The organism is Carnobacterium sp. GW821-FHT04C06 (genome assembly GCF_059420345.1).
This window is the reverse complement of sequence record NZ_JBWKTN010000001.1, coordinates 81,177-94,841: the sequence shown is the minus strand read 5'-3', so window position 1 is coordinate 94,841 and position 13,665 is coordinate 81,177. Positions and strand designations below refer to the sequence as shown.

Here is a 13,665-nt window from a genome sequence, read left to right as displayed (position 1 = left end):
GTAAAACTATTCCTAGTTTTACTTATGCTCCTTCTTAGCCTCACAGGACTATTGTTAAAGGAAAGTATTAAATTTTTAACTGAATTAAGAATACCTAATTTTAAAGGAGATGTCAATTGTTATTTCTTAATTCTTCTAAAGTATTTTCAAATATTGTTGGTAGCGGTGCTTCAAAGGTTAAAAATTCACCTGTTGTAGGGTGTTTAAAGCCTAATGTTTTCGCATGTAAAAACTGCCCGTTCCCTTTTAAGGTTTTCTTTGGCCCATATGTTGGATCTCCTGCAATAGGATAACCGATATAACGCATGTGAACACGAATTTGATGGGTTCTTCCTGTTTCCAATTTCAATGTGACTAAAGTAAAATCACTAAATTGTTCAATAACTGTAAAATGGGTCACAGCTGGTCTGCCATCGTCAATTATTGCTTGCTTTTTACGATCTTCCTTTGCTCTGCCAATTGGTGCATCAATGGTTCCTTTTTCATGTGGAATTTCGCCATGAACCAAAGCTACATATTCTCTCAGAGAGGTTTTATCTTTTAATTGTGCAGCTAATTTTTCATGGGCTTGATCGTTTTTAGCAACCATTAACAAGCCAGAAGTATCCTTATCAATACGGTGGACAATACCTGGACGAATCACGCCATTGATTCCAGACAAGTCTTTTACATGATACATCAAGGCGTTTACTAAGGTTCCCGTCATGTGGCCTGCTGATGGGTGAACCACCATTCCTTGAGGTTTATTCACGACCATTACATCTTCGTCTTCATAGACAATATCAAGAGGAATGTCTTCTGCAATAATCTCTAAGGGAACCGCATCTGGTTCTGTTGCTTGAATAAGGTCCCCTGCTTTGACTTTATAATTCTGTTTTACCGCTTCATCATTTACATAAACGGCTCCCTCTTTTACCCATTGTTGAATTTGTGAACGACTATGAGTGGGAAGTAATTCTGCTAAAACTTTATCGATTCTACCTTTTTCTTCGTTAATTGTAAATGTATAAATTTGTGTCATGTGCTTCTTTTCCTCATTCCATTAAGCTAATTTTTTATTTTTCTCATCTAATAAAACATAGACGATAATCAAGGCTACTCCAATACTAAGCGACATATCCGCTACATTAAAAATCGGAAAATCAAATAGTTCAACACGAACCATGTCCACTACGTATCCTAATCGAATGCGGTCAATAAAGTTTCCTAAAGCGCCTGCTAATATCAAGGTTAATCCCATTGAAAATAAGCGACTTTCCTTAGCGTACTTTTGCATGATATAGAGAACACCAATGATCACGACGGTTGTAATCACGTAAAAAAACCACATTTGTCCTTCTAAAATACTCCATGCAGCTCCTGTATTTTGAATGTACATCCAAGATAAAACACCGGGTAAAAATGCTTTTACTTGGTATAATTCAATGTTTTGTACGACCAAATATTTTGTCACTTGATCTACTATCAGGACCACTAGGGCTAATAGATAATAATAAATCATTTTTTAACCTCACTTTATAAACTTTCATTTAAAATATAAAATTGTTCCTATCTTTCCTATTCTACCTTATTAATTGCTTTAGGGATAGTTTTTTTATCATGAACTTTTTAAAATTGATTTTTTTTGCAAATATTTTGTTATCTTAGTATTTGGTTCAATGAACAGGTACAATCTAGCGAAGCTATTGCTTTTAAATGCAACGCCTAATACGGTATACTTAGTAAAATGAGATTAAAGGAGGAGTCTATTTTGAAGTGGTATGAAAATGTACTAAATGGTTGTCTTAGAACCATTAAATTTATCTTTGTTTGTTTGATAGCCTTTATGATTTATCAAAATCTATTTGCATCCATTCTTACAAAAAAAATTCATATTTTTATTTACATTGTTTTTTGGGCATTTACAGCGTATCTTTTTCTTCCCTGGTTAAATCGTTTATTAACAAAATTTTATGTCCCCGATTATTTTATCGGACGAACTAAAACAAATGATGGTTTACTAGGTGACCCAATCAATTTGGCTTTTTATGGCACTGAAAAAGAGTTGGTTGCGGCTTTTAAAGCTAGCGGTTGGCATATTGCAGACCCACTTTCTATTCGTAGTTCATGGAAAATTACTCTTTCAAGTATTTTAGGTAAATCTTACCCTACTGCACCTGTCAGCTCACTATTTTTATTTTCTAGAAAACAGGATTTGGCATTTGAAATGGAAATTGATGGCAACCCCCGAAAAAGACATCATATACGAATTTGGCAAACACCAAAAGATTGGCATTTGCCAGGCGGGAAAACGGCTGATTGGTTAGGTGCTGCAACCTATGATAAACATGTAGGCTTGTCTTTATTTACCGGACAAATCACTCATAAAATCGATGCAAACGTAGACCACGAAAGGGATTTTGTTATCGATTGTTTAAAAAAAGGAACGTTTGTTAAAGCAATTGAAGTTGTTCCTCATTTTACAAGTAGTTATCATGCTCGTAACGGTGGTGGCGATCGTATCCATACGGATGGTGCCTTGCCCTTCATCACAATTAAGAATGAAAAATCTAGTTGAATGAATTTACTCTTGGCCTCTATGTAATTATGTAGAGGTTTTTTTGTTCAAATAAACGATTTTTTTATCGAAACTATTCATTCTAGCTAAAGACATTTTTTCCTTTTGTCCGCTTCATCCAAAGAATTCGTTTATTTGTCATGTTATATTTATGATGATAACGCTTACTTAGGAGGGATGCTATGTTAGAAGATAATCAAAAGCCTTTAAAAAATTCAAAGTATAAAGGCTATCAAGCTGATTTACTTCCTAAAACAAAAAGACAACAAACGTGGGGAACTTTTAATTACTTTACTTTATGGATGGGATCCGTACACAATGTTCCCAATTATGTAGCTGTTGGTGGCTTTTTTTTCTTAGGAATTGCTCCTCAATACATTATGTTGGCGATTTTTTTTAGTTCGATTTTAATTGCGGGCATGATGATATTAAATGGAAAGGCTGGTTCTAAATATGGAATTCCATTTGCAATGTCACTGCGTGCTTCCTATGGAGAAAAAGGAGCATTGATTCCTGGCATTCTAAGAGGCTGTATTGCTGCCATTATGTGGTATGGCTTGCAAACCTACACGGGCTCATTGGCTTTGCTCATTTTAATCGGAAAAATTTGGCCTACTTTTTTAAGCCTTGGTGGTGATTTTCAATTTTTAGGAATTACAATGCCTGGTTTAATTGCATTTACTATCTTTTGGTCTTTAAATTTAATGATTGGCTTAGGTGGTGGAGCAATTCTAAATAAGTTCACAGCACTGCTTAATCCTTTAATTTATGTATTGTTTGGTGGAATGACAATTTGGGCTTTAAATATTGGTGGAGGCTTATCCGAAATTTTAGCCTATATACCACAACAGATTTCCAAAGAGTACGCCCCACTTATCATTTTCTTTATGATTATTAACGCAAATCTTGCTGTTTGGGCAGCTCCTGGCGTTAGTGCTTCTGATTTTACACAACATGCTAAGAGTTTCAAAAGTCAGGCCTTTGGTCAATTTGCGGGACTAGTTCTTTCTTATGGCTTGTTTGCCTTTTCAAGTGTCACGATTTTAGCTGGCGCAAGTATTCATTATGGTGTAGATACTTGGAATATTTTAGATATCGTGACGAAATGGGATCACTTAGCAGCTACAGCCTTTGCAACACTAGTTTTACTCTTAACAACGATTTCAACAAATGCCACAGGAAATATTATACCTGCTGGCTATCAATTAGCAGCTACTTTTCCAAAAAAGATTTCATATAAACAAGGTGTTTTAATTGCTAGCATTATTAGTTTTTTAATTTGTCCTTGGAAATTAATGGAAAATCAAGCAAGTATTTATACATTTTTAGAAATTATTGGTGGTATTTTAGGGCCTGTTTTAGGTGTAATGTTGGCTCATTACTTTGTAGCAATCAAGCAAACTCTTGTGCTTGATAAACTTTATGTCACAAAAGGAACCACGGGCTATTATCAAAGTGGGATCAATTGGCTAGCATTAAGTATCACTTTTTTCTCTACCGTCCTATCTTTTACAGGGAAAATCATTCCAAGTTTATCTATTCTTTCTGGCTTCTCGTGGATGATTGGCAGTGTATCTGCTTTTGTACTTTATAGTTTTTCTATTTTAATTTTCAAATCATCAACCAATATAAGGAGGAAATAAAATGAATTATGATTTACTAATTAAAAACGGGACAGTCATTTTAGAAGATCAAGCAATTGTCACCAATATTGCTGTTAAGGATGGAAAAATTGCAGCCATTGGAGCAGATTTAACACAAGGAACTGAAACGATTGATGCGAGAAAATTGATTGTTTCACCTGGAATGGTGGATGCTCATGTGCATATTTCAGAACCTGGTCGTACTCACTGGGAAGGTTACCAAACAGGGACAAAAGCTGCAGCTAAAGGTGGTGTGACTACCTTTATTGAAATGCCTTTAAATCAACTTCCTGCCACTACTAGTCGTGAAACATTGCAACTGAAATTTGATGCGGCTAAGGGAAAACTTTCCATGGATGTCGCACTTTTTGGTGGACTTGTTCCATATAATTTAGAGGACTTAGAGGATTTAGATGAAGAAGGTGTCGTTGCGTTTAAATGCTTCTTAGCCACCTGTGGTTTTCCTGATGAACCAACGGATTTTCAAAATGTAGACGATTATTCGTTTTTTGCTGGAATGAAAAAAATTGCTAAAATGGACAGTTTACTAGCTATTCACGCAGAAAATGCGTTAATTTGTGATGAACTAGGTAAAGTTTCTCAACGTAAGGGACAAACATCAACGGATGATTATGTAGCATCAAGACCACCCTTTACAGAAGTTGAAGCCGTTCGCAGAGCCATTTATTTAGCAAAAATTGCCGATTGTCAAATTCATATTTGCCATTTAAGTACGCCCGAAGCGATTTCAGAAGTCACAAAAGCTAAACAAGCTGGTCAACGAGTGACTTGCGAATCATGTACTCACTATTTTGCTCTCAATCAAGAACAATTTGCTGAAATTGGCATGAGTGCTAAGTGTGCACCGCCATTAAGAGATCAAGCAAATCAAGAATTACTATGGGAAAAATTATTTAATGGCGAAATTGATTTTGTTACATCTGACCACTCTCCCTGCCCTCCTGAAATGAAAATTGGAAATGCTTTTACTGCTTGGGGAGGTATTTCTGGTTTACAAAATAATGTGGATATTCTTTTTGATGAAGCCGTTCAAAAACGTGGAATGTCACTAACTCAATTTGCGGACTTAATTGCTACGGCTCCAGCAAATTTATATCAATTGAAAACGAAAGGCAGTATTGCGATTGGAAAAGATGCAGATTTTACATTTATTAAACCAAAAGCACCTTATACACTAAAAGAATCAGATTTAGAATATAAAAATAAAATTAGTCCATATATTGGACGAGAAATTGGTTGTCAAGTTGTCAGAACCATTTTACGTGGCGAAACGATTTACGATAAACAAACAAAAGCATTTAAAGAAGCTACTGGTCACTTTTTATTAAAATGACAGTTAAAAGAAATACCTTTTTAAGTAAAGGTATTTCTTTTTTTTCTGAAACTAAAAAAACCTTTAGAAAAAATACTTTCTAAAGGTTTTTTAAATTTAACGGTGATAAACTTCTAAAGCTTTTGCAACGGCTTTACCAACATGAATTTTTCCACCATGTAATAAAATTGCCGCTTCAAGAGCGCCCAAAGTTTGCAAGACATTGGCTTTTTGGCTGCTGTATCCCATATTGCCAATACGCCAAATTTTACCTTTTAATGAACCAAAAGAACTTGCAATTTCAACGCCAAATTCAGTTAATAATGTTTCCCTAACAGCCTCACCGTCAACCCCTTCAGGAATCTCCACACAAGTAACTGTCACCATCTTACTTTTAGGATTGCCAAATAACGTCAAGCCCATAGCAACTAGCCCTTCCATCATTGCTTTCTCATTTAATTGATGACGTGCATATCGAGCTTCAAGCCCTTCTTGTTGAACAATTCTTAAGCCTTCGTGAATACCATAAATCATGGAAGTCATTTCGGTATGATGATTAATCCGCTCTGCTCCCCAATAGCGTTGAATTTGACTCAAATCAAGGTAATTACTTTGGATAAAATGGTCATTTCTAAATTGATCTGATAATCCTAATTCCATTTGATAACGATCAGTTAAGCATTCTTCCACTCGCTCATTATAAGTAATCGGCGCCATCCCTGAGGGAACACTAAGACATTTTTGAGTGCCACCAATGGCAATATCGATACACCATTCATCAACCTTAACTGGTGCTCCGGCAAAAGTTGCCACTGCATCAACTAAAAATAAACATCCATTTTTACGACAAAAATGACCGATTTCTTTTAATTCTTGGATTTGACCTGTAGAAGTTTCACCATGAACCATGGCTACTATTTTTGGATTAAATTCTTTGATAGCGTCAATAACTTCTGTTGGTTCAAAAGTTTCTCCCCACTCTTTTTCAATTAACTTAATTTCTGCTCCTGCACGTTCTGCTAATTCAACAAACAAGTAGCCAAAACGACCATACGCAGGAATCAAGACACGATCGCCTTTTTCTATTAAGCCAAACATAGCTGCTTCTAAACCAGATCTTGACGTTCCATCAACAACAAAAGCTTGTTTATTCTTAGTTTCAAAAGGGGTTTTCAATAATGTTGAAACTTCTCCCATAATTTCAAAAAAAGCTGGATCATATTGCCCTAAAATAGGTGTTGCAAGTGCTCTTAAAACTCTTGGCTCTGCTTCAACTGGACCTGGTGTCATAATGGTTCTTTTCGGTACTGAAAGTTCTTTAATCATTGATATACCTCCCAAAAGTTTGACAATCTCTACTACTTTCTATTATAAAACAAAGGACTTTGTGATTCTTTATTCAAAGTATACAATAGATGTTTAATTCTATATTCAAAACAGCTAAAATAACGATTGACTTTTTAATTTACTATCGATAGAATAATACTATCTATTCTTTTAAGATATGGGGGAACTAATTTTATGACTACACTAGGGGAAATTTTGACAATTCCACGTTTTTCAACCATTCATACATTAAATAAAAAGGCGGATTTATCAAAAGTAGTTGATACCATTGAAATATCAGAAACACCTGATGTAGCGCTTTTTTTACCTAAAAATTCATTTTTACTTACAACTGCGATGGTCTTTGAAAATGATCCAGCTGGTTTGTGTAGCATGATTCAAAGCTTGCATGATTTACCTGCAGCTGGTATTGGAATCAAACTAGGTCGCTTTATTGATGAAATTGACCCAAAGGTACTTGAATTTGCAGATAAGCTTCAGTTTCCTATCCTCCAAATTCCGAGTACCGTTACTTTAGGAACGATTTCTCATCAACTGTTGTCTTATATTTGGGATCAACAAACAGAAAAACTCAACTATGCATTGGATATTCAAAAGAAATTTGCGAATATGATGATTAAGGACGCAACGCTAGCTTCTTTAATTCGTCACTTAGGCTCAATTTTAAAACGTCCTGTTTTATTAGTGGACTCTTTTCTTGAAATTGTTGCTGAATCCAGACACTTAAAACAACAACCTCACATTTTAGAGGCTCATTTTAATAAAATGATTCCTAAACTTAAAGAGGCGCAAAAATTAGGGAAAGAATACTCATTTATCTTAGAAAGTGATGCCGAACAGCAGCTTTTAGTTTCTGTATTCCCAGTTCAAACAGGTTCATATTTCCCTTATTTATTAGTTATTTTCAAAGCAGATCAAATTCCTTATCCTTTTTCACAATTTGCAATTGAACAAGCAAATATTGTGTTATCTTATACCTTATATAAAAATCAAAAATTGTTAGAAAGTAATTTGATATTACGAGAAGATTTCTTTCAACAACTGCTTGAACTAAGCAATAATGAAAAAATGCTCAACTGGTTAGAGTATGGAAAAGATTATGGACTTAAGTCGTCTACTTCTTATCAAATAGTTTTAGCAACAATTCAGTTAACTCTTGAAAATCAAGTGCCCCCAAAAAATCAATCGTATTTAGCCTATCAATGGTTGGAAAAACAGCTGGAAGAAGTCCTTCCAAACGCGTTACTATTTCCAATAAAAAATTCAAATTATTATGGGATTCTATTGCAGGACTCTACAGCCAAAATGACCAAACAGTTAGAAGCAATTCACCATAAATTAAAACATTTATTGCCTCTTCATTTAAGCTTTTTTATTGGAAATACAGTTTCTGAATTATCAGCTTTGCATTTTTCATATAACGAAGCTTTAGAAATCCTGCAACAACAAGAAAACAAGTTACATGAATGTACTATTTTAAATCATTACCAATTAAAAGGAATCAACAAATTGGTAGAATACGTGCCAAAAAAAGAAATTGAACATTTTTGCGCTGTTTACTTAAAAACGCTAGCTTTTCCTAAAGAAGAAACGTTAATTGAACTACGGAAAACATTAAAAGTCTATCTGGAGTGTCAGTGTGAAATTACTGAAACTTCCAAACGGTTATTTATCCATCGTAATACCGTAAAATATCGCATAGCAAAGTGTGAAGACTTATTTCAAATGCCAATCAACGATCCGGACTTTTCATTAAAAGTAAGACTTGCATTGGTTCTCTCGGAGCCTAAAAATGACTAACAACTAACGCAAAAACCTCCAAGATTTTTGGAGGTTTTTGTTCTTATTTATTTGGAACAATTCTTGTCCCTGCATGACCAGCTAAGGCTGCTACAGCTTCATCTAACGAACAAATAATAGCTTCTTTTCCGCCAGCTGCAAATGCAATCGCAGCTTCCATTTTTGGTCCCATACTTCCATCTGCAAAATGTCCTTCACTCATATATCTTTCAGCATCTGCAAGAGCAACTTCTTCTAATTTTAATTGATTTGGTTTTCCGTAATTTAAATAAACATTAGGAACATCTGTTAAAATCATAAAGACATCTGCATCTGTTTGTTCAGATAATGTTAAGGCAGAACGATCCTTATCAATAACAGCCTCCACACCTTCTAATAAGTTTTGCTGATTTCGAATAACTGGGATTCCGCCTCCACCTGCACAAATGACGATTTGATTCTGTTCGATTAAGGTTTTAATTGCTTCAACTCCGTGAATTTTAATTGGTTTAGGTGAAGGAACCAAACGACGATAACCACGACCCGCGTCTTCTCCCATGGCCCAATTTTTTTCAGCTACTAGTTGTTTGCTTTCTTCTTCTGTGAAAAAAACACCAATAGGTTTCGTTGGATTTTGAAAGGCACTATCCGCTGGATCAACTTCAGTTTCAGTGACAAGAGTCACTACTCCAGCAGTTTCACCGGTTAATTGAAGTGCATTTTTTAATGTTTGTTCCATCATGTACCCGATAAAGCCTTGGGATTCAGCACTGCAAACATCGATTGGTAAAGCTGGAACAACAGCTTTTGCTTCTTCATTTTGACGTAAAATATTGCCAACTTGAGGCCCATTTCCATGAGTAACAATCACTTTGTGACCTGCTTTTTTTACATTTGCAATTAAATCTGAACTAATTTGTACATTTTTTAATTGATTTTCATAAGTTGCTTCTTGATTTGGACGCAATATGGCATTTCCGCCAAGTGCGATTACAACACGTTTCCCCACTCTTATTCCTCCTAATATTGCTGTTTTTCTTTAATAAATAACCCCAGTAGAATTCCTGTCAATGTATCTAAGCCAGAAGTATGCCCAGTTTTTGATAGTTGATTGATAAGGTACTTCAATTGAGTATTATTTTTTTGTCTAGTTTTCAGTTCACTTAATAAGTCATTAATTGTGGTAGTGAATTGATTTGAAAGGGCTACTTTTAAATAGGCTTTGCCAATGTCAGTTGTAAGGGTTTCGGTGGATAATAGCAGGTTTAATTGCTTTCTAACATTTTGGGATAATACTTGATAGGCTGTATCAACGCTTAGCAGACCAACTAGAAGATCATCTCCAGATGGTGTTTCCCCTTCACCGCGGCCTATAAAATAACGTAGCCCAGCTTCTATCTGATTTTTATCACTACTTTGTAATTGATTAAAAGCATTTGTAAATCGTTCGTCGTATCCTTCCAACTCAAGATTCATTGGCAGTTTGTTCCCAAACCCATTTTTCCCTGACAAGTTATTAACGGAGCGTTTTAGCTCTTCAATTTGAAAAAAATCAACAGATGTTACTATTTCTCCTTTTGAACAAAAATCAATGGTATAATCTAATGAAATTTTTATCTGCTCATTCTCGCTAAGCCACTTATTGTTTTTAAAAATAAATAGTTGATTTAAATGAAGTTGCTGGATTAATTCTTGAGTATGAGTAAGTGTTAAATGGACTGCAAAAGGCAACTCCCCATTTTTATTTGTCCCTATAAAGAGCAAATCCTCCCCATTTGATAAATTCAAACCATTTTTAAAAAGACTGTGAACTCTCCAAGTTGAGTTTTCATGTAAAAAAATTTTTAGATAACTTGATTTTTTTTGAGGATAGAATACTAACATCTGATGCGCCTCACTTTATTTAGATTTTCATACCTAGTTTTTTAGCATAAGCAACAATTGCTTTTTCAAAGCATTCAACAGGTGGATGAACTGTTCCAGCCCCAATTTGTCCTGCTCCAGCTTTAATATTAGCGATTCCAGTATTGATTACTGGAGTAATTCCTGTTTCAACTACTTTTCTAGCATCAATTCCAAGACAAATACCTTGGAAATCCCACGTAGGAACTGGGAAATTTGGATTTTGATCAATCACGATTTCCAACATTTCATTGCTGATAGCTAGAGCATCATTAAAACCGCCTGTCCCAACAAAACGAGTCACAGCAGGAGCTGCAATCATCGCCATTCCTCCAACTCCAAAAGTTTCAGTAATGGCACTATCTCCCATGTCTGGACTAGCATCTTCCCCTGAAAAACCAGTAAAGTACAAACCTTGCGGAGTATTAACAGGACCTGTAAACCATTCGTCCCCCATTCCACTAATTCGGATACCAAAATTTTCTCCATTCCGGCACATTGCGGTTACAATTGTTCCTTCTTGAATCATACGGGCGCCATCCATAATAGCTTTACTTGCGGCCATCATAATATTTAAGAAGAATTGATCCGTATCTGCTAAAAATTTGATGACTTCTTGACGTTCTTTTTCATCAATATCTAAACCAACAATAATCGGTGCCATTTCTTTAAGGAATGCAAGGGATGCTGCAATATTACGTTGGTGGAATTCATCTCCCATTGCAATTGCTTTTGCAATTAAAACATTTAAGTTCATCCCATTTTCAATAGTACGGATAGCTTTTCCTAATACTGGTCCTAAAACATCACGCATCCAACGTAAGCGGGTAATAACTTCATCTGAGTAAGCTCCAAAACGTAGTACCGCTCCAATTCCTTCGTTCATTGTACAGTAAGCTACATTGTGATCTGTTTTATTTTCTACAACAAAAACGGGCATATTTCCAGAGGTAATTCCCCCCATTGGTCCAACAGCATCAACATGGTGACATGGAATAAATTCAATGTGACCCTGTTCTAGTAACGTACGTGCGTCCTCTTCTGTAGTTTCCCATTCTTCAAATAAAACAGCTCCGATACAAGAGCCTTTCATTGGGTCTGGCATATTTTCCCATTTAATTGGAGGACCTGCATGTAGTAAAACTTTTCCATTTAATACTGGAATCACTTCTTTTGCTGGCACCACATCTAATAAAAAGGGAGAAGATGCCACTACTTTTGCTGCAACAGCTTTATTTGCTTCGTCAATTGTTTGATAAGTCATAATATCCTTTACCTCCTAAATAATTTAACCTAGATTCATTTTTGATTGTTTCTTTTTCTTATGCATGGTAATGATTTAAGAAGTATAATACTTTTTGTAATTTAAGATCGCCACCAGCAACTGGTTTCCAATTAAATTGAAGTGCTTTCCCACCTGTTTCACGAATTGCATCTGAAAAGCTCTTTAAACCTAAGTTGATAACATATGGTTTTTCAGATAACATGTCTAACACTCTTTCAGAAGGCGTATTTTCTTCACTTGTTGTTTCTTTTTCTATTGTTTTTATTTCTTTATGACTATCATTAATTTTTAAGCCTAAGATACCAAGTGCCGTACGAACAGCTTGATTGTTGCTATCACATACCAAAACGCCTGCTTCTTCTAAGAGTTGTTTTTGATGGAAGAAATTTTGTGGATCACTTGTAGTACCCACAACAGTACCAATTACAATTAATTCTCTACCTTTTGCTTGCGCCTTTGCAATTGTTTCTTTGATGGTTGGTGCTAAGGCTGTCGCCATATCGTCATGGGCACCATACCCTAAAACAACATCCAGTAAAATAATCGCAGTCGTTTCATCATCGGCTGCTTGCTGAATCATTTCAATTCGTTTTTCTGGATCAATCATTGGATGAGGTTTCCCTTGAGTGTACATATCATCGCCTAAATCAATGACTTCATTTCCGTCGGTTTTTAATACAAAACCATCTTTTTTAATTAAGCCATCTTCTAATTTCATTGCATCTGCAATCAACATTGCGGTTTCACTAGCCAATGTTCCACCTGAATAATACCCTTTAATGTGTTTTTGACTATCTTGTAAGTGAACCGTTGGAATTTCAATTTCATCAGACATCACTTCGATTGGTTGATGATTTAAGAGGTCCACAGCAATTCTTGCGGTCTCTTCTAATGTATAGGCATGATATAAATTTTCTTCATGATACGTTGGTTTTTCACCTAAGAAAATTGTTACAACGGGCTTTGTTACGTTACGAAGGGCTGCTAAAACTTTATCACGAACGGCTTTTGCAGGTGGCTTTGAAATGACTACGATTACTTCAGTATTTGCATCTTTTTCTAAAGCTGCAATACTATCTAACATCGTGATGCCGCCAATTTTTTCTGATAAATCGCGTCCACCTGTTCCGATTGCATTTGTAACACCTGCACCTAATTTATCAATTAAAGTAGATACTTCTTGTATGCCTGTTCCTGAAGCACCAACAATCCCGATTTTTCCTGGTCGAACAATATTTGTAAATGCCATTGGTACACCATTGATAATTCCTGTACCACAATCTGGACCCATAACAAGTAGGCCTTTTTCATGGGCTTTTTGTTTTAAATGCAATTCATCTTCAATCGATACATTATCACTGAAAATAAAAACGTTTAGTCCTTCATCAAGAGCTGTTTCTGCTTCAAGTGCAGCATAGGTTCCAGGAATAGAAAGCATTGCGATATTTGCATCCTTACCAATTTTCATGGCTTTATCCCATGTATGAATCGTTTCTTCTGCAGCCTCATTGCTTGAAGTTGCTTGAGAAAGTAGGAAGGCATCGATTTCCTCTAAAACAGTAGGAACAATTTCTTCACTTTCAATGTCTAATACAATTGCCATATCGTTAGCCGATGCTGCTTCTAATTCAGGGGTTCTAAGACCGCTACCACCAAAAATATCTTTATTCGCTGGTGTTGCCATCATAATGGACACACGGTTGATTCCGTCCATTGTGTTGATTTTATTTGTTAATAGCATTAATACAACTGAATCTTGATAAGCATTTTCTTTAATTATTGTGTGTAACATATCTTATTTCCTCGCAATCTTATCATT

11 protein-coding genes are annotated in these 13,665 nt (G+C 35.4%); 4 read left to right on the top strand and 7 right to left on the bottom strand.

What is annotated here, in order from left to right; all coding sequences use genetic code 11:
* Positions 1-112 precede the first annotated feature (112 nt).
* Positions 113-1,021, bottom strand: coding sequence for an RluA family pseudouridine synthase (locus AC07SW_RS00445; RefSeq protein ID WP_034569748.1), 909 nt, complete (start codon positions 1,019-1,021; stop codon positions 113-115).
* Positions 1,022-1,042: 21 nt separating this feature from the next.
* The gene (lspA, locus tag AC07SW_RS00440) at positions 1,043-1,501 is read right to left on the bottom strand and encodes a signal peptidase II (protein ID WP_494632062.1); all 459 of its coding nucleotides are present in this window, start codon (positions 1,499-1,501) and stop codon (positions 1,043-1,045) included.
* A 249-nt stretch (positions 1,502-1,750) separates the two neighbouring features.
* Here lspA and AC07SW_RS00435 point away from each other — a divergent pair, with 249 nt between their 5' ends.
* The 3 genes from AC07SW_RS00435 to allB all read left to right on the top strand — a co-directional run bounded on the left by AC07SW_RS00435 (position 1,751) and on the right by allB (position 5,554).
* Positions 1,751-2,557, top strand: a complete 807-nt coding sequence (locus AC07SW_RS00435) for an LssY C-terminal domain-containing protein (protein WP_034569753.1) — start codon at positions 1,751-1,753, stop codon at positions 2,555-2,557.
* Between the two features lie 182 nt (positions 2,558-2,739).
* Positions 2,740-4,200, top strand: coding sequence for an allantoin transporter (locus AC07SW_RS00430; RefSeq protein WP_135018520.1), 1,461 nt, complete (start codon positions 2,740-2,742; stop codon positions 4,198-4,200).
* A gap of 1 nt (position 4,201) precedes the next feature.
* The gene (gene allB / locus AC07SW_RS00425) at positions 4,202-5,554 is read left to right on the top strand and encodes an allantoinase AllB (protein WP_135018519.1); all 1,353 of its coding nucleotides are present in this window, start codon (positions 4,202-4,204) and stop codon (positions 5,552-5,554) included.
* A gap of 96 nt (positions 5,555-5,650) precedes the next feature.
* On the opposite strand, the gene AC07SW_RS00420 is transcribed toward allB, so the two are convergent.
* Complete coding sequence (locus tag AC07SW_RS00420; RefSeq protein ID WP_135023588.1) at positions 5,651-6,859, bottom strand: pyridoxal-phosphate-dependent aminotransferase family protein; 1,209 nt, start codon at positions 6,857-6,859, stop codon at positions 5,651-5,653.
* A gap of 195 nt (positions 6,860-7,054) precedes the next feature.
* Here AC07SW_RS00420 and AC07SW_RS00415 point away from each other — a divergent pair, with 195 nt between their 5' ends.
* Positions 7,055-8,680, top strand: a complete 1,626-nt coding sequence (locus AC07SW_RS00415) for a PucR family transcriptional regulator (RefSeq protein WP_034569763.1) — start codon at positions 7,055-7,057, stop codon at positions 8,678-8,680.
* 43 nt (positions 8,681-8,723) lie between these two features.
* On the opposite strand, the gene arcC is transcribed toward AC07SW_RS00415, so the two are convergent.
* The 4 genes from arcC to fdrA are packed head-to-tail and all read right to left on the bottom strand — an operon-like array spanning position 8,724 to position 13,638.
* On the bottom strand, positions 8,724-9,668 hold the full coding sequence (arcC, locus tag AC07SW_RS00410) for a carbamate kinase (RefSeq protein WP_494632061.1): 945 nt from the start codon (positions 9,666-9,668) through the stop codon (positions 8,724-8,726).
* Between the two features lie 11 nt (positions 9,669-9,679).
* The gene (locus tag AC07SW_RS00405; RefSeq protein WP_119908030.1) at positions 9,680-10,543 is read right to left on the bottom strand and encodes an oxamate carbamoyltransferase subunit AllH family protein; all 864 of its coding nucleotides are present in this window, start codon (positions 10,541-10,543) and stop codon (positions 9,680-9,682) included.
* Positions 10,544-10,562: 19 nt separating this feature from the next.
* Positions 10,563-11,825, bottom strand: coding sequence for a YlbE family protein (locus tag AC07SW_RS00400; protein ID WP_034569769.1), 1,263 nt, complete (start codon positions 11,823-11,825; stop codon positions 10,563-10,565).
* 58 nt (positions 11,826-11,883) lie between these two features.
* Positions 11,884-13,638, bottom strand: coding sequence for an acyl-CoA synthetase FdrA (fdrA, locus tag AC07SW_RS00395; protein WP_119908029.1), 1,755 nt, complete (start codon positions 13,636-13,638; stop codon positions 11,884-11,886).
* Between the last annotated feature and the right edge of the window lie 27 nt (positions 13,639-13,665).

Bases quoted from the DNA above. Each gene is read 5' to 3' on its own strand.
- AC07SW_RS00400 (WP_034569769.1), bottom strand. From the start codon at position 11,825: ATGACTTATCAAACAATTGACGAAGCAAATAAAGCTGTTGCAGCAAAA.
- AC07SW_RS00405 (WP_119908030.1), bottom strand. From the start codon at position 10,543: ATGTTAGTATTCTATCCTCAAAAAAAATCAAGTTATCTAAAAATTTTT.
- lspA (WP_494632062.1), bottom strand. From the start codon at position 1,501: ATGATTTATTATTATCTATTAGCCCTAGTGGTCCTGATAGTAGATCAA.
- AC07SW_RS00430 (WP_135018520.1), top strand. From the start codon at position 2,740: ATGTTAGAAGATAATCAAAAGCCTTTAAAAAATTCAAAGTATAAAGGC.
- AC07SW_RS00445 (WP_034569748.1), bottom strand. From the start codon at position 1,021: ATGACACAAATTTATACATTTACAATTAACGAAGAAAAAGGTAGAATC.
- allB (WP_135018519.1), top strand. From the start codon at position 4,202: ATGAATTATGATTTACTAATTAAAAACGGGACAGTCATTTTAGAAGAT.
- AC07SW_RS00420 (WP_135023588.1), bottom strand. From the start codon at position 6,859: ATGATTAAAGAACTTTCAGTACCGAAAAGAACCATTATGACACCAGGT.
- fdrA (WP_119908029.1), bottom strand. From the start codon at position 13,638: ATGTTACACACAATAATTAAAGAAAATGCTTATCAAGATTCAGTTGTA.
- AC07SW_RS00415 (WP_034569763.1), top strand. From the start codon at position 7,055: ATGACTACACTAGGGGAAATTTTGACAATTCCACGTTTTTCAACCATT.